Consider the following 16,789-nt stretch of genomic DNA (forward strand, 5'->3'; position numbering starts at 1 on the left):
CCCCATCTCCCCTCCGATTAATTAAAAGTTAAAAATTAAAAATTAAAAATTAAATCTCACAATTTTTAATTTTGCATTTTTTTTTAATTTTGCATTTTTAATTTTTAATTGATTAAGTTTCTCCCCATCTCTTCCCTGAGCATCGGAGCATCGTAGCCCCTAGCCCCTCGCTACGGCGATCGCTTAATTGCCGCACAGACTCCCAGACATACTGCCAAAGTTAGAGGATCGGGCTCTTCTTTTCGCAATTGCTCAATCTCAGCAGTACGGCCACCCTCAGACTCCATGAAATCCAGTAACCATTTGGCAGCCGCTGGACTATCAATCCATTTCGCCCCAAGACACACAGGACAAATTTCCTGATTGACAGAACCGGTGCCACCGCACTCTGGACATTGCCAGTTCGCTGTTTCAGGGGGAGGGGCAAGAGGTATATTGCTCATATAGGGAGAATGTGCGATCGCTCAATATCTATGTTCTTGCTGACAAAAACAATTTTAATTTTATATTATTTCATTGTCCCGCAAATTTAACACAATCAATATAAATTTATTAATAAAGTAGAGGTCAACCCCCGTGCTAACCTCACAAAATCGGGGCAACACGGGGGATTCCCCTGCAATAATTAGACAACTATTTGTTAACAGTAACAGTTAACTGTTAACAAATAAATTATCGCGATCCAGCTAAAGCCTCACGCAATTTTTGGCTGGGATTTGGTTTAGTTTGTAACTGCTTAGTTTGCAACTGCGGAGTCGCCATTTTCAAAACCAATTCCATCAACCAAGGAGCAATTCGGTGGCACCACACGGCTACATGACTTTGCCATCCGACTAAGATTTCTGGGGAATCTTTTTCTAGTCCCACAATCAATGCTTGGGCAACTTTTTCGGCAGTCATTGGCACTACCCAGCGAAATTGATGGAAGTCTCGCACCATGTCAGTATCTGTCAGAGATGGCAGTAAAGCTGTCACTTGAATATTGTAAGGTGCTAACTCGCTGCGTAAAGCTTGGGTGAATCCCAAAATTGCAAATTTCGTAGCAGAATAAGTTGCCATTGTGGGAGCGGCAAATTTACCCATCAAGCTAGAAACATTAACAATTGTTCCCTCTTTTTGGGTTGCCATTCGCCGAGCTAGGAGGCTAGTTATGGTGTATGTACCCATTAAATTCAAGGCTAATTCTTCCTGAATTAATGGCATGGGGGAGCGTAAAAAAGAGGCTTGGTGGGCAACTCCCGCACAGTTGACTAAGAGTTGAATGGGGCCGCGATCGCGCCAAGCTTGAGCGATCGCAATATTCACTGCTGCTGAATCTGTTAAATCTATCGCCAAAGTCACTACTTCCACGCCCAAGACTTCGATTTCAGCGGCTACTTCTGCTAACTGCTGGCGGTTCCTGGCTACTAACAACAGCCGTTTGAGTCCTTGTTTGGCTAATTCGATGGCGATCGCCCGCCCAATTCCACGAGAAGCCCCTGTAATCAGAGCTGTTTTTCCTTCAAATTTCATCATTTAATTCTCCTTTTTTGTCTCACCGCGTAGTTAGCCAATGCCGAATTTCTTGATAGTGTTGATAGATGATTCTCGGCATCTGGTGAGATGAACTTGTCAGATTGTGTCGAGCAGGATTAGTAGAAGGAAATAGTTAAGCGTACAAGACTGATAACTGAAAAGCAGGTGACATCAGTATTTTCCTTCTGCTTTCAGAATAGCGGCCTTCTACCTTCTACTTATTAGTCCTGATAGCGTTGTGAATTTGATTTAATCATGGTTGCAGATTCGCACTAATCTCTGAAACCAACCTCATGCAAGTAGACTCTCCTGAGATTTCAAATCCTAGATTACCGATTCAGTAAGTAAGTGTTAATTAATCTCCATTTCGTGTATCCCCACTACTGAATTGATGTTCTAAGAAAGAATCAATCAATCCGTGTGAAGTGTTGGGCAATGTAGGGCATGAATGGTACACCTCCTCGATTCAGAGTTACCGCAGTTTGGGCTATATGCACACCTTAACCTGGGGATCAACAGGTTGCAACAATTTTTAATAAATTTCCCGTTACATTTCTTTACAATACGTTCAGATTGCAGATTTCCAAGTCCCGTGAAAGCCCATAGGCACGACGCTGGGCAATGCCAATCTACAAACAGGTTCGCCTGCAATGCCTGCACTGTCAAAGATCCAGACTTCGCTGGTGTCAGAATTGCCATCGTAGACGAGAGTTAAAATCCAACCGCGATCGCGATCGCTGGGATCTGGGGCGTAGATGGGCTCGCTAGGATAACGATTTTCACCGAAGTCAGCGCAGGTGAGGGTGCCGGTGTGAGAGTCAAAACGGGCGATCGCGCCGAACATTTCTTGACTAATATCCACGCCTTCCCGTTGTACAGATAGATAAGTGTAGCGGGACAGTTGACCCACTTCCGACGGGGACACAATCGGAAACTCGCAATGTCGGTTCAAAACTTCCTCCGCCTGCTGCACTTTGGCGGTTTGTGGTTCCAGGCGTACTTGCCAGAGAGTCGCTTTAGCAAAAGTTTTGGTTTGTCCGCTGGCGACTTCCTTAAGATATTGGTTGGTTACAAAGTCGGGATAACGAACAAAATCGATGATTATTGAACCAGTTGAGTCTACCCAACCGTTAGCGAAATGCCATTGATACCAAGGATCGGTTTCACCGCGACTTACCAGAGAGAGAGTTTCGCGATCGAACACTAAAATTTGCGTACCTAACTGGGGTTTCCACTCAAAGGATTCGCTGTAGCAGCTTAATCCAGCCAACAGCGGCCAGGGATTGAGGCGCAGGGGTGACACGAAAAACACTAAATAAGGCCCAGCCATGACAAAATCGTGGATCGCCGGGATGCCATCTAGGAGAAAAGTTGTTCTTTGGACGATTTTACCCGTAGGGTCGCTTTTATAAAGATTGAGCTTACCCTGGGCACCAGCGCTAATACCAAAGTTAAAAATATAGCCAGTATCGGGATCTCTCTTGCAATGAGCAGAATAGGGAAGCCCATCATCAAGACCCCCAAGATTGTCCAGTCCTCTCGTTTCCAAGGTTTCGAGGTCGAGGGCGTGAGGATTGTCGCCTTCCCACAAAGCTAAGAGTTTATCTGGAAGGGCGAGTACAGAAGTGTTAGCGGCATTTTTGACTGGTTTGCCCCATCGTTGCCACAAAGGGCCTGGTGCAGTCATCCCGTAGTTGCTGTAAAGAAATTTGCCGGCTGCTGTTTCGGCTTGATATCCGGCAGTTTGGACGTAACGGTAGACTGCGGTTGCGTTGGGTTCGCGAAAATGTACAGCCAGAATTGCCCCGTCACCATCAAACCAATGTCCCGCGCGATCGCCCCCCCGTTCCAACCTTCCAGGGCCATTACGATACAAAGTACCGCGCAATCCTTCTGGGATTTTACCGCTGAGGACTTGTAACTGAGTCGAGGGAAACTCTTTGGCGGGATTGATAATAGCTTTTGCCCAGGCTTTTTTTGTTGAGACTTGATTAGTTGTTTTTAATGTAGACATTGTTTGGTAATTGGTAATTGGTAATTGGTAATTGGTAATTGGTGATTGAGGACTTACGCACGTTCAGGTTAGAAACGAGGTCAGAAACCGGGTTTCTTTGTAGATATCTAGTAATAATCTTCAATTTTTCATAGAAACCCGGTTTCTTTGGTCAGGTGCGTAAGTCCTGAATTAATTACTGCGTAATTGCAGTTAACAGTTAACAGTTAACAGTTAACAGTTAACAACTAACAATTAACAATTAACTTCTGGCAAAATCAACATCGCATCGCCAAAAGAATAGAAACGATATTGATGTGCGATCGCCTCCTCATACAACTCAAACAACCGCTGCCTACCAATCATCGCACTGACCAACATCAGCAAACTAGATTGCGGTAAGTGAAAATTTGTAATTAGCCCCTCAACCACTTGCCACCGATAACCGGGATAAATAAATAAATCTGTATGTCCGCAAAAAGCTTGTAGCGACGGTAAATTTTGCTTTTGGGCCGACGCTGCGGCCCCCTCCAGAGCCCTTACCGCCGTCGTACCCACCGCAATAATTCGGCCGCCATTTGCCTGAGTCTGGCGAATTTTGTCTACCGTTATCGCGGGTACTTCCACCCATTCTCTGTGCATCTTATGAGTCGTAAGATCCTCTACTTCCACCGGTCGAAACGTGCCCACCCCAACGTGCAGCGTCACAAAAGCTTGCTCAATGCCCTTCTCCTGTAATCCCTTAAGTAATTCATCAGTAAAGTGTAGCCCAGCAGTCGGCGCTGCGATCGCCCCCAATTTCTCAGCATAAATCGTCTGATACTGTTCTCCTAAAGCCTGAGAATTCTTAATATAAGGCGGTAACGGTATATGACCATATTCCGGCAACAACTGCACTAGAGACATTCCCACAGGCACTTCAAACTGCAACAGCCGCCCCCCAGTAGCCTCATCCCTTTCCAGAACCGTCGCACTCAAGCGATCGCCATTAGGAATTTCCCCATTGAGTGGGTCAAACTCGATCCTAGCACCTGGTTTCAAGCGTTTTCCCGGTTTAACCAAAGCCAGCCAGCAATTGCGTTCTCGCTCTTCCATTAGCAAGGCTTCCACCGGGTAGCCATTAGGTTTACGACCTTTAAGCCTAGCTGGGAGCACGCGGGTATTATTGAGAACCAGTAAATCTCCCCGCTTGAGAAAGTTTGGCAACTCCCGAAAAATAGAATGCTGGTGGCTATGGGGAGAATCCACTACCAGTAAACGGGAGCTATCCCTTGGTACAACTGGATTTTGGGCAATCCGTTCGGGAGGGAGTACGTAGTTGTAAGCCTCTAATTTCAAGTCTAATGAGGAATCAATTTCTGTCATTTCGTATATCTCTGTAAAATAAATCTGTAAACTTAGCAACAAATTGGGTAAAACCCCCCATCCAAATTCGGGGGCTTCTCCCCTAGCGCTGGAAGCGATACTCCACGAATATAGAAGTATAGCGTCAGCTTCTCACCTCAAGGAGAGCTATGGAATACCTCTACTACATTGCCAATACCAGTCTCACCCTGAGAGTGGTTGATTACCTCCGAACCCCCAGAGACCTACCGGTTCAATTTATCACCGTCATTCATCAGATCGATGGTTGGGTGGTAAAAGTAAAAATGAGTCAATATTTAACGCCTCAGCAGCACGGAGACTTCCGAGCTTTTATGAATGAACTGGGGATACCTTACGAGCCAGAAATTCGCCTGCAAATGGCACTTTGGAGCTTAGAAACAGGACAATCACCTTTGAGCGTCATGCGCCGTTACCAAGTGGCAGTTGTTTGTCACGGCAGTCCCGATCGCAAAGAAATTGAAGCCTTTCGCCAGCAGTTTGTTAAGGGACTGGGATACTGCCCAGAAACTCTTGCTTAAATAAATTAAAAATTAAAAAGTGGTATTTCCCATTCCCTTTAATTTTTAATGGCTAAAGGCTGATTGGATATACTCTTGCAGAGTAAGACACCAAGACCCTACTATTACTGGTTCACCGATCGCCACAGTTAAGCTAGATTTTTGCTGATGATTTGATTGTGAAGGTTCGCAGCAGACGAGAGCGACATCAAATCGGCAAGGGTAATCTGCCAATTCTGGGCGATCGCTTAAAAATATTTCTGCCGTTTGCCAAAGCTTTGCTTGCTTTGTCGCATTAACAGCAAGCATTCCATCAGCATCCCAATTTCTCCGACGACGAGTTTTAACCTCTACAAAGATTAAAGTTGGTAATGGGTGATTGGTAATGGGTGATTGGTAATGGGTAATTGGTAATTGGTAATTGTGTTCCTCTCCCCTGCTCCCCCGCTCCCCATCTCCTGGTGCGATCGCGATCGTATCAATTTCCCCGTAGCGACACCGCCAACGCCGATGCAAAATTTCCCAGCCTTGTTCCTCCAACCACTGCGCTACTAAGTTTTCTCCCAAATTGCCAATATTGTTGGCATTTGAGGATAGGCCAGCAAAACGAGAAGGATCAGCAGTTGTAGGATGCTCTAGATCGTTGCTTAGCTTGACACCCTTTCTAGTAAAATCAAAAGTTGATAGATCGCTGTTTCCCATTAGCTTTCAATTGCATGATTTCTAGTATTCGCCAACATATTTATACCTTCTTGTTCAGTTTAGTTCTCTTTGTCGCCGTCAGTCTGGTAGCAATTGCTATTAATCCAGTACCTGCCTTGGCTCTAGATTACAATAGAGAAGCCCTAGTCGGTGCTGATTTCTCAGGGCGCGATCTCACTGACGCGCAATTTACCAAGGCAAATCTCCGCAACAGTAATTTTAGCAATGCAAATTTGCAGGGTGTAAGCTTTTTCGCTGCAAATATGGAAGATGCCAATTTTGAGGGCGCTAATCTTAGGGGGGCGACTTTGGATTTAGCTCGGATGATTAAAGTGAATTTAACTAATGCAATCCTTGAGGGAGCTTTTGCTTACAATACCAAGTTTGAACGGGCGATCGTTGACGGTGCTGACTTTACGGATATCCTCATCCGCGATGATATGGTAGAAAAGTTGTGTAAAGTGGCGCGAGGAACTAATCCGGTTACTGGTAGGAACACTCGCGAAACTCTGTTTTGTGATTAGGTAATTGGTAATTGGTAATTGGTAATTGGTAATAAACGTAAGGTGGGCGCTCGCCGCAAAAATATTGTCACGAGTCGCTAATATGGTTTCGGCGAGCGCCCACCCTACAAGTTATATAAGCGTTTATTTATGTCCATCTACTTAATGGCTAATTGCTAATTGCAATCGCTAATTACCCATCTCCCCCATCTCCCCTGCTCAAGAGCTCCCCTCTTTCCCTAGCCCCTAGTCCCTAGTCCCTTCTTCTATAAGAATTTTGTTGCGATCGCCAGAGAGAAGAAAATCGAGATATAGCAAGTACAAATACTTAATAAGTTCATTACATAAATTGAGTATTTTGCATCAATTTGCAAAGAAACTTAATCTAATTCAAGACAAGAAACACTCTATCTTAAGATAGATATAAAAGCGCCTTTTAACTTTTTAGAATAGAAAATATTAATGGAGTTTTAAGGTGAAACAATTAGCAATCGCCTTGGTTTTTTTTAGTGGGGTAAGTATTACTCTGATCGGTTGCTCAAGAGAACCCCCTAACCCTCAGAGCAGCACAGAAAGTAGTTCTGAACTTTCATCCGTTGCAGTAGCAGTTCGCGACCTCGGCAACCCCTTCTTCGTACAAGTTGGTAAAGGTGCAGAGGCCGAAGCAAAGAAACTAGGGGGGCCGAACATAAGGACAACTCTCGTTTCCAGTGGGGACGATTTAAATCAGCAATTTAACCAAATTGAAAACTTTATTGCCTCGAAAGTCAGCATGATTATACTCAATGCTGCTGACAGTAAAGGCATCGCTCCCGCTGTAGAAAAAGCTAAGCAAGCAGGCATTCCCATAGTTGCAGTTGATACCGCCGCTGATGGAGGTGTTGATGCCACAGTTACTTCAAATAACGTCCAAGCTGGTGAAGTAAGCTGTCAATATATTGCCGATCGCTTAAAGGGTCAAGGCAGTGTTGTAATTATCAATGGGCCTCCTGTTGCTTCAGTGATTGAGCGAGTCCAAGGGTGCGAGAATGTATTCTCTAAATATCCTGGGATTAAGGTTCTTTCCAAAACTCAAAATGCAGAAGGTAGCCGCGATGGTGGGTTGAGAGTCATGAGCGATTTGCTCACTTCCTTCCCAAAAATTGATGCTGTTTTTGCAATTAATGACCCTTGTGCTATTGGCGCAGAGCTAGCCGCTAAACAGTCACAACGAGATGAATTCTTTATTGTTGGTGTCGATGGCGCACCTGAAGCTCTCGATGCGCTCAAGCAGAACAATAGTTTATTTGTAGCTACAGCAGCTCAAGACCCATTTCGCATGGCAGCCAAGGCTGTTGAGGTGGGAAATGATATTCGGAAAGGAAAGAAGCCTGCCGACCCAACAATTCTAATTCCAGTCAAGCTCATTACTCGTGAAAACGTTAACGAGCATAAAGGCTGGACAAGTGAATAAACAAGTTTTTGGCTTAATATCGACAAAGTTTGTGAGTTTCAGGTTGCGTAATACAGTCAAGCTGTATTACATAAAACTGGAGGATTTTTAATGGTAAATATCTCTGAATCACCTATACAGACTAAACCAATTCTAGAAATGCAAGGCATTACAAAAACCTTTAACGGTTTTAATGCTTTGCAAGATGTAAATCTAACAATTTATCCAGGGGAAGTTCACGCCCTCATGGGTGAAAATGGTGCGGGTAAAAGTACGCTGATGAAAATTTTAGCGGGAGCCTATATAGCCGATCGGGGAGAAATCAGAATTGATGGTCAAACTATTAGGATGACTAGCCCCGGTCAAGCTAGAGAGTTGGGAATAGCGATTATTTATCAAGAGCTTAATCTCGCCCCCAATTTAACAGTTGCCGAAAACATTTTTATGGGGAGCGAACTCACAAAAGGGGGCGCTCTAATCGACCAAAGCGCAATGCGGAGTAAGGCATCGCAGGTACTAGAAAATCTTGATGCCAGTTTTGATGCTGGAGACTTGGTTTCAACACTTTCAATTGCCGAACAGCAGCAAGTTGAGATCGCCAGAGCGCTAAAAGATAAAAGCCGCATTTTAGTGATGGATGAGCCAACAGCAGCGCTCTCAGACCGCGAGACAGAAAAGCTTTTTGAAGTCGTTCATCGGTTGCGGAAAGAGGGGATTGCTATTATTTATATTAGCCATCGCATGGAAGAAATTTATGCCCTTGCCGATCGCGTTAGTGTAATCCGAGATGGTGGCTATATTGGCTCTTTGGAAAAAAGCGAAATTTCCGCAGAACGCCTAGTGGAAATGATGGTAGGTCGCCCGTTACAGGATTTATACGAACATAAACGTCAAACAAATCCTGGCTCAGTTGTTCTGGAAGTAACCAATTTAAGTGATGGCCGGAAAAAGGTAAAGTCTGCAAGTTTTAAACTCCATGCTGGCGAAATTGTTGGTTTAGCTGGTTTGGTTGGTGCTGGTAGAACTGAGCTTGCTCGTCTGATTTTTGGTGCCGATCCAAAAATGAGCGGGGAAATTAAATTGGAGGGTCGTCCTCTCAATATCTCCGAGCCAAGTAATGCCATTCAATCAGGAATTGCTTATGTGCCAGAAGATATTAAAGAGCAGCATCCATTGAACATTTCTAGCCCCGATGATGCCATTGAAGCTGGCATTGCCTATGTACCGGAAGACCGCAAAAATTTAGGTCTATTTCTAGAAATGAGTTCGGGTGAAAATATCACTTTGAATGTGCTCGATCGAGAAGCAAAAGCTGGGATTATCAACTCAAAATCTCTGGCTCAAGTTGTGACTGATGCCATTCAAAACTTAGGTATTCGTCTTGCCAGTCCTAGCATTAGAGCAATGGATTTATCTGGAGGAAATCAACAGAAGTTATTGCTAGCACGTTGGTTAGCAATTAACCCCAAGGTACTTTTACTAGATGAACCAACGCGAGGTGTAGATATTGGGGCAAAAAGCGAAATTTATCGCATTATTAGCGATTTGGCAACAAATGGTGTCGCCATTTTGATGATTTCCAGCGAGTTGCCGGAAATTGTGGGAATGAGCGATCGCGTCTTAATAATGCGGGCCGGAAGCTTAGTTGGTGAAGTAGGCGGCTCAACTGGGGAAAAGATTACACAAGAGAACATTATGGCTTATGCCACTGGAGCAAGAGGGGTACAAAAACTATGAGTCAAACACAAGCGAAAAGCAGCATAAATTCAGGTCGCGATCGCTCCAAAGCGAGTAAAGTTCAAGCTTGGAGAAATTTTATCCAGGTTGCCGGTATCCTACCGATTTTGATTGTAATTTGTATAGTTTTTTCACTGGTTACGCCCAACTTTCTTTCACTAGGAAATCTTATTAACGTCATTCGACAAGCATCGATCAATATCGTGCTAGCTACGGGGATGACGTTTGTGATTTTGACTGGAGGAATTGACCTATCAGTGGGGTCAATTTTAGGAGTAACAGCAGTTGTTGGGGTACTGGTATCGTTACTTCCAGGTCTGGGTTGGTTCGCCGTACCTGCTGCACTATTAGCGGGAATTGGTTTGGGATTACTTAATGGTTCGTTAATTGCCTATTTGGGCTTACCTCCATTCATCGTTACGCTGGGTTCTTATACTGCGCTGCGAGGGGTTGCCTATTTGGTAGCTAATGGCACTACAGTTATTAATCGCAATCTTAATTTTGCCTGGATAGGCAATAATTATCTGGGGCCGATTCCTTGGTTAGTAATCATAGCTTTTCTGGCAGTATTAGCAAGTTGGTTTGTCTTACGGCGGACTGTTCTTGGCAGACATATTTACGCTGTGGGGGGTAATTCACGGGCCGCAAGACTAACAGGAATTAAGGTAAATCGGGTACTGTTATTTGTCTATGGCGTGAGTGGGTTACTGTCTGGTTTAGGCGGTATTATGAGCGCATCGCGCCTCTACAGTGCGACGGGGATGTTAGGGCAAGGTTACGAACTCGATGCGATCGCTGCTGTCATTTTGGGAGGAACGAGCTTCACGGGTGGGATTGGCACTATCTGGGGTACATTACTTGGTGCCCTAATTATTGCCCTACTCAATAATGGATTAACCCTGATGAACGTATCGTTTTTCTGGCAGTTAGTTGTCAAAGGTCTAGTGATTATTATCGCCGTGACAATTGACAAACTTCGCACTCGTTCTAGCCTTGCATGAGAGTGAAAAAAGGGAAATTATCTAATTCTGAAAATTAAGTAGCTTCACCTAATTAAACCTAAGCTCAAGATGCAGTTTTTAAGTGTGGAAAAGCTTAATATAGGTTGGGTTTAGCAAAGCGAAACCCAACTTTCTAAATTTATAGGACTCAAGAGAAGGATGAGTATAGGACTTCGCTATATCCATCCTATAACTTAAAACTAAAAACTTTGGAATGGGTTTCACTTGTTCAGCCTACCCTAAAATTAATTAGAATAAACTGGGAAAAAACCTCCCGCTCGCATTTCTTGTACGCTATCCTTAACTACTTGAATAATAGTAGAAATATCCTCATTGCTGTGAGCAGTGGAAAGAAAACAGCTACGTCCTTCACAGATATAGAGACCTTTTTCCAGTAAGTGAAAAAGTAGCGGATCGATATTCGTCGATGCTGCTGGGCGAAATTGGGAGCCAAAATTCACAAGCCAGATGGGAATTTCCTGCTCTTTAAAATAAACATTCAAGGTTTTAACTAACTCTGAAGTCCGCTGATTGAGCTGTTGTTGAAGTGAAGGGCCTTGAGCGATCAAATATTGCAAAACAGTTCGAGCCGCCGCCATCGCTAGGGGGTGCTTGCAAAACGTCCCAGCAAAGATTGTCGTTTTTACCTGGGGGTAAGATTCATCTCCATAATTCCACATACCGCCGTCAATTTTATCCAAGTAAGTAGCCTTGCCAGCGACGATACCAATAGGCATACCCCCACCTACAATTTTACCATAAGTGGTGATATCTGCTTGAATACCAAACAACGCTTGTACTCCTCCCAGATCGATTCGGAAGCCAGTTACCATCTCATCAAAGATTAACGCAATACCAGTTTCTTTAGTCAATTGCCTGAGTTCATAGAGAAATTCTTTAGGCTGAAAATCGGGGCGGAAGCTTTGTATGGGTTCAACCAAAACGGCTGCTAATTCCTGTTGATTAGCTTTAATAATTTCAAGAGACTGAGGGTTTCCATAATCCAAAACTAGAACATTTTCGACAAAATTAGAGGGGATTCCTGATGCTTTAGGAAGAGTATGTAGATGACCATCTACTTCTTTAGCAATCGCTAGGGTTCCATCAAAATGACCGTGATAAGAACCAGAAAACAAGGCTATTTTATTGCGTCCAGTTGCAGCTCTTGCCAAACGTAATGCTGTCATCACAGCTTCCGTACCGGTATTAGAAAATGCTACCCGCTCCATCCCAGTTAGTTTGCTGATTAACTCGGCCACTTCACCAGCTAATTCTGATTGAGGGCCAATTTGTACGCCTCGATCCATTTGCTCTAAAATCGCTTCTTTAATAAAGGGCGGATTGTGACCGAAAAGATTGATTCCAAACCCCATTGTAATGTCGATATATTCATTGTCATCAACATCCCACATTCGGGAACCAAGCGATTGCTTCGCGACAATGGGATAAAACATCTCTTTTACAGGAAAGCGAAACCCATCAGCCGCTCTATTATCCGCTAAAACTGAACGATATTTTTGCGCGAGTTGCTTTGATGTTTTAGTGCGTTGAATATAGCGAGCGAGCAACGCTTCTAGATGTTTTTGTTGTAGGCGATCGTTCATTTAAACTTCTCCTAAAGTTGAGTATAGAGCTGGGGGTTAGGTTTCTTTGTAGTCCGTAAGGCATTGAGAAGAGCTATATCAAGTCACGAGCGCTCAAAAATGAAAGATAAGTCCGAAACAAATTCACATCAGCTTGCGGACAGATAATATCAGTTCCCGAAAGGCGATTCAACGTATTCTGGCAATCGAATTGCAGTACGGCTGACTTAATTATTTCTGCTTCCGACACTTTTTCAGAGAAAAGACCGACAAGTGGATACAACGCATTTTCTGGAGAATATCCAGCACGATTTAGTATTTCTGCTTGCCAATTTTTATAAGAAATCTGCTCAATTAGATAGCCCATTGAGCGAACCCAGTCAACTAATTCACTCAGATGGAAAGAATTAGGGTTTACTAAGTGAAAAGTCTCTCCAAGGGCTGCTTTTTGTCGAGAAAGATGAACGATCGCTCGGCTTACATAATCTACAGGCGCTACGTTCATCATCCTATCCCGATCCGGCGCGCATCGAAGTTGCACACAACCAGCTATTAACCGGTAGAGTAAATCAGTAGGATTACAAACACCTGTTTTGCTGTGTCCAGAAATCCGTCCTGGTCTGTAAATGTTAACAGGAATTCCCCGCTCGCGCGCGATCGCCATTAATTTTTCTGCCACCCATTTACTCTGAGTATAAGCACCTTTGAGGTCCTCTCCGGCAGTCAGTTCATCCTGCTCTCGCACCACCTTAATCCCAGACTCTCCAATTGCCGAAAAAATGGAAATAGTAGAAATAAAATGAACGGGTTTGACCTTACATTGACTCGCTAATCGCAGTATTTCTTGGGTTCCCAAAACATTTGCTGGTTTCAGAACTGAATAGGGATAAGTAAACTTGACAAACGCACCATTGTGGTAAATGACATCAATCTTATTGGCTAAAACTTGAAATTCTCCCTCAGAAAGTCCCAAAAGTGGTTGAGATAAATCTCCAATTATTGGCAAAATACGGTGACTGTTGCTTTCGTCCCAAATAGAATAAGATTCGAGGCTACTTTGAATCCGTTTTTTACCTGATTCAGGATCGGGGGAACGGACTAGGCAATAAATTTCAGCTTGAGTTTGTTGGAGGAGATCGTGAAGTAAAAAAGCTCCCAGAAATCCCGTCGATCCTGTTAACAAAATGCAAGCTGGTTCAGTTATTAGCTCCCTTGACAAACTGTCAGGGCGGATTGCGGGATCTAAAACAACTTCAGCGTTAATATCAAAACTCACAGGGCGATCTTCCGCAGCATCGAGACCATGCTTAACCTCAATATTTTTTGCTAAAGCAGCAATAGTAGGAGCTTCAAAGAAACGCCGCAAAAGTAATTCAACTTGAAAAACATCTCTTACCTTTGCTAACAACTGGGTAATCAGTAAGGAATGCCCTCCTAAATCAAAGAAATTGTCATAAATTCCCACTTGGTCAAGCCCTAATAACTCAGCCCAAATTTCAGCAAGAATCGTTTCTACGCGAGTGCGAGGAGCAACGAAACTATCAGCTAAATCAGCTTTAATTACCTCCGATGCTAGTAACGCTCGACGGTCTATTTTTCCATTAGTAGTGAGGGGCAATGCTTTCAAAATTACGAAAGCTGATGGTACCATATACTCTGGCAGTTTTTCTTTTAAAAATGAACGCAATTCCTTAATAGCAATAGCTGAGTCTAGATTGGGGACTAAATAGGCAACCAAACGCTGATTGCCGGGTTCGTTTTCCCGAAGCAAAACCACCGCTTCACTCACCGCCGGATGTTGAGATAGCACTGCTTCTATTTCTCCTAGTTCAATGCGAAAACCTCGCAGTTTAACTTGAGCGTCTATACGCCCCAGAAACTCAATATTTCCGTCCGGTAAATAGCGAGCCAAATCTCCAGTTTTATACAATCGCAATCCTGACTCTAAGTTAAAGGGATTGACAATAAATTTTTCCTTAGTTAGTTGGGGTTGATTTAGATAGCCACGAGCTAAAGAAGCACCGCCGATATATAACTCCCCGGACACGCCAATAGGAACTGGCTGCAACTGCGGATCTAGTAAATAAATCTGGACATTATTAATAGGACGACCTAGGGGAACTGATTCATAAAAAGAATTTTCTTGCTCTTTTATCTGATATGTCAGTACACCTACGGTTGTTTCTGTCGGCCCATAATGGTTGAAAATTAAACAGTCTGGAGCGTATTTCTGGATAGTTGCTAGCAAATTCCAAGTTAAAACTTCACCCCCTAGTATCAATCGCTTTTTAGGCAAAACTTGCGCGGGATTAGCAGCAGTTAGTAAAGCTTTCAGATGGGAGGGAACAATTTTGAGACAGTCAATAGAATGCTGCTGAAAGTAAGCAGCGATTGCCTCTGGATTGGTGGCGCATTCTTGGGAAATTATATGAAGGCATCCTCCTATACATAAAGCTGGAAAAATCACTGTATTTCCTAAGTCCGCTGCTAAAGTAGAAACGGTTGCAAAACTGGCATTGGATGGCAAGTTTAATCGTTCCTGAATACTATATAAATAATTGACAAGCGCTCGGTGTTCGATAGCAACTCCTTTAGGGTTGCCAGTAGAACCAGAGGTATAAATCACATAGGCTAAGTTTTCAGGAGAGGGGGAAGAAAGCAGAGGGTAAGCATCAAAAGTTAGGGGAATATCTGTGTCTAAACAAAGGATTTCTGCGCCAGTTTGAGGCACGCTTTCGAGCAGATGTTGTTGCGTTAATACCACTGGCACACGAGCATCCTGTAACATCAATGCTAGCCGATCTTTTGGCATTGCCGGATCGAGTGGTAAATACGCACCACCAGCTTTGAGAATGCCAAGAATTCCGGCGATTGCTTCCACAGAGCGATCCGCACAAATTCCCACTATTACTTCGGACTTTACTCCTAGTTTTTGTAGGGAATAAGCGATTTGATTGGCAAGTAAATTAAGTTGACGGTAAGTAAGTTGCTGGTTTTCAAAGACAATCGCGATCTGTTCTGGTACAAGCTCTGCTTGTTCCTCAAATAGTTGGTGAATGCACTTATTTTGGGGATAATCGGCTTTCGTACTATTAAATTCAACTAAGATTTCCTGACAGGTGCGATCGCTGAGAATTTGTAATTCACCGATCGCGGTTGTTGGGTTGTTAGCAGCACTTTTTACTAATGTATAGAATTGTTCTGCTAAACATTGGATAGCTTGTTCTCCTATCCAAGTAGAATCGTAGTAAAACTCGGCGACGATCCCATTTTCCCGGCGTTGGCAAGAAAGTTTAACTTTGAAGCGATCGTTACATACATATTGCTGATACATTGAAAAATCTACGCCAGCGGCAGAATACTTTTCTAGTTGTTCCTCAAACTCAAAGCAAAATGGGAAAAATGAGAGATCGTCACCGAGATTTTTTGGAAAAAAATACTCCTGCAATTTATAAGCATTGCTTTCTGATTGCTGAATTTGTTGCAAAATTTCCTGAAAAGTAAAGTGTTCTAGTATGTAAGAACGAATCGGTAAAAATTTCGTAAATAGACCAAAAGTTGGTTCTAGTTCTTCGTATTTCCGACCATTGAGTGCTGTGGCGACAACTATTTCTGCCTTTCCCACCAACCGCCAGAGTAAAGTTTTCCAGCAAGCAAGTAAGAAGGTAGAAAATGATGTATTCTCGCGTCGAGAAATTTGGTCTATTTTCGCTAGTAAATCAAGCTCTATTTTTACCTCAAAACAATTCGGTTCAAATTTGTCTTGCAGGTCAATTAGTTTATTCTCAAAAGGTAACTTTAAATTGACCAGTTCTGAGTTATATTGGTCGTTCCAATATTTTTTACCTTCTGCTGCCTCTTCATCCTCAATCAATTCATTCTGCCATTCCGAATATTGGACATACTGCACTACGTTGTCGGAGAGTTCCTGACCTTGTAAGCAAGCTGAATAAGACTCACTAATTTCTCGAATTAGGTTTTTAAGAGTCCAGCTATCGGCACACAGGGAAGGTAGACTGACAACCAAAATGTGCCTATTGATTGATAAAGAAATTAGGGATAAGTGCCAAATTGGATTTTGCTCAAAATTAAAACTTGAGTATTTTTCTTTGCATAATAACTCCTCAATTTTAGCGACTTGTGCTGACGAATTTAGCCCTTCATAATTAACGCTCTCCCAGGAAATTATGCTGCCCTCCGCTATAACTTGAATGGGGATTTTGATTCCAGAGCGGCGGTGAAAAGTTGTCCGTAAAATTTCGTGGCGATCGCTAACTCGTTCCAAAGCCTTTTTTAGAGCTTCTGTTTTGAGATCGCCGACTAACAAAAGGGCACACTGGGCTCGATAAGCGGGGCTATCTTGTTGCAATAACCACAGGTACTTTTGTTGAGGAGAGAGCCGAAATCCATTAATTGTTTGCATTTTTTCCTGATTCTTGT

Annotated in this window: 12 protein-coding genes; 5 read left to right on the forward strand and 7 right to left on the reverse strand. The window is 43.3% G+C overall.

Annotated elements, in window-relative coordinates:
• Window positions 1-170: 170 nt before the first annotated feature.
• The 4 genes from PN499_RS04460 to queA all read right to left on the reverse strand — a co-directional run bounded on the left by PN499_RS04460 (window position 171) and on the right by queA (window position 4,873).
• Window positions 171-443, reverse strand: coding sequence for a hypothetical protein (locus PN499_RS04460; protein WP_272030476.1), 273 nt, complete (start codon window positions 441-443; stop codon window positions 171-173).
• Between the two features lie 229 nt (window positions 444-672).
• Window positions 673-1,512, reverse strand: coding sequence for an SDR family NAD(P)-dependent oxidoreductase (locus PN499_RS04465; RefSeq protein ID WP_272030510.1), 840 nt, complete (start codon window positions 1,510-1,512; stop codon window positions 673-675).
• A gap of 571 nt (window positions 1,513-2,083) precedes the next feature.
• Window positions 2,084-3,529: a carotenoid oxygenase family protein gene (locus PN499_RS04470; RefSeq protein ID WP_272030478.1), complete on the reverse strand. Its 1,446-nt coding sequence runs from the start codon at window positions 3,527-3,529 to the stop codon at window positions 2,084-2,086.
• A 234-nt stretch (window positions 3,530-3,763) separates the two neighbouring features.
• Window positions 3,764-4,873: a tRNA preQ1(34) S-adenosylmethionine ribosyltransferase-isomerase QueA gene (gene queA, locus PN499_RS04475; RefSeq protein WP_272030479.1), complete on the reverse strand. Its 1,110-nt coding sequence runs from the start codon at window positions 4,871-4,873 to the stop codon at window positions 3,764-3,766.
• A 149-nt stretch (window positions 4,874-5,022) separates the two neighbouring features.
• Here queA and PN499_RS04480 point away from each other — a divergent pair, with 149 nt between their 5' ends.
• Window positions 5,023-5,412, forward strand: coding sequence for a hypothetical protein (locus PN499_RS04480; RefSeq protein ID WP_007357116.1), 390 nt, complete (start codon window positions 5,023-5,025; stop codon window positions 5,410-5,412).
• 45 nt (window positions 5,413-5,457) lie between these two features.
• On the opposite strand, the gene PN499_RS04485 is transcribed toward PN499_RS04480, so the two are convergent.
• A complete protein-coding gene (locus PN499_RS04485; RefSeq protein ID WP_272030480.1) occupies window positions 5,458-6,093 on the reverse strand; it encodes a YraN family protein in 636 nt (211 codons plus the stop codon).
• 14 nt (window positions 6,094-6,107) lie between these two features.
• Here PN499_RS04485 and PN499_RS04490 point away from each other — a divergent pair, with 14 nt between their 5' ends.
• The 4 genes from PN499_RS04490 to PN499_RS04505 all read left to right on the forward strand — a co-directional run bounded on the left by PN499_RS04490 (window position 6,108) and on the right by PN499_RS04505 (window position 10,766).
• Window positions 6,108-6,617, forward strand: coding sequence for a pentapeptide repeat-containing protein (locus PN499_RS04490; RefSeq protein ID WP_007357118.1), 510 nt, complete (start codon window positions 6,108-6,110; stop codon window positions 6,615-6,617).
• Between the two features lie 454 nt (window positions 6,618-7,071).
• The gene (locus PN499_RS04495; protein WP_272030482.1) at window positions 7,072-8,049 is read left to right on the forward strand and encodes an ABC transporter substrate-binding protein; all 978 of its coding nucleotides are present in this window, start codon (window positions 7,072-7,074) and stop codon (window positions 8,047-8,049) included.
• A gap of 90 nt (window positions 8,050-8,139) precedes the next feature.
• A complete protein-coding gene (locus PN499_RS04500) occupies window positions 8,140-9,765 on the forward strand; it encodes a sugar ABC transporter ATP-binding protein (protein ID WP_272030483.1) in 1,626 nt (541 codons plus the stop codon).
• Window positions 9,762-10,766: an ABC transporter permease subunit gene (locus PN499_RS04505; protein ID WP_272030484.1), complete on the forward strand. Its 1,005-nt coding sequence runs from the start codon at window positions 9,762-9,764 to the stop codon at window positions 10,764-10,766. The genes PN499_RS04500 and PN499_RS04505 overlap by 4 nt, the downstream gene beginning before the upstream one ends.
• 245 nt (window positions 10,767-11,011) lie before the next feature.
• Here the strand turns inward: PN499_RS04505 and PN499_RS04510 are convergent, their stop codons facing one another.
• Together PN499_RS04510 and PN499_RS04515 are read right to left on the reverse strand one after the other, a co-directional pair.
• The gene (locus PN499_RS04510; protein WP_272030485.1) at window positions 11,012-12,370 is read right to left on the reverse strand and encodes an aspartate aminotransferase family protein; all 1,359 of its coding nucleotides are present in this window, start codon (window positions 12,368-12,370) and stop codon (window positions 11,012-11,014) included.
• Window positions 12,371-12,443: 73 nt separating this feature from the next.
• A complete protein-coding gene (locus PN499_RS04515) occupies window positions 12,444-16,772 on the reverse strand; it encodes a non-ribosomal peptide synthetase family protein (RefSeq protein WP_272030487.1) in 4,329 nt (1,442 codons plus the stop codon).
• Window positions 16,773-16,789 lie beyond the last annotated feature (17 nt).

It is taken from the genome of Kamptonema animale CS-326 (assembly GCF_028330895.1).
GTDB classification, from domain to species: Bacteria; Cyanobacteriota; Cyanobacteriia; order Cyanobacteriales; family Microcoleaceae; genus Kamptonema; species Kamptonema formosum.

Coding starts and splice junctions, on each gene's coding strand:
- PN499_RS04460 (WP_272030476.1), bottom strand. CDS start 443: ATGAGCAATATACCTCTTGCCCCTCCCCCTGAAACAGCGAACTGGCAA.
- PN499_RS04465 (WP_272030510.1), bottom strand. CDS start 1,512: ATGAAATTTGAAGGAAAAACAGCTCTGATTACAGGGGCTTCTCGTGGA.
- PN499_RS04470 (WP_272030478.1), bottom strand. CDS start 3,529: ATGTCTACATTAAAAACAACTAATCAAGTCTCAACAAAAAAAGCCTGG.
- queA (WP_272030479.1), bottom strand. CDS start 4,873: ATGACAGAAATTGATTCCTCATTAGACTTGAAATTAGAGGCTTACAAC.
- PN499_RS04480 (WP_007357116.1), top strand. CDS start 5,023: ATGGAATACCTCTACTACATTGCCAATACCAGTCTCACCCTGAGAGTG.
- PN499_RS04485 (WP_272030480.1), bottom strand. CDS start 6,093: ATGGGAAACAGCGATCTATCAACTTTTGATTTTACTAGAAAGGGTGTC.
- PN499_RS04490 (WP_007357118.1), top strand. CDS start 6,108: ATGATTTCTAGTATTCGCCAACATATTTATACCTTCTTGTTCAGTTTA.
- PN499_RS04500 (WP_272030483.1), top strand. CDS start 8,140: ATGGTAAATATCTCTGAATCACCTATACAGACTAAACCAATTCTAGAA.
- PN499_RS04505 (WP_272030484.1), top strand. CDS start 9,762: ATGAGTCAAACACAAGCGAAAAGCAGCATAAATTCAGGTCGCGATCGC.
- PN499_RS04510 (WP_272030485.1), bottom strand. CDS start 12,370: ATGAACGATCGCCTACAACAAAAACATCTAGAAGCGTTGCTCGCTCGC.
- PN499_RS04515 (WP_272030487.1), bottom strand. CDS start 16,772: ATGCAAACAATTAATGGATTTCGGCTCTCTCCTCAACAAAAGTACCTG.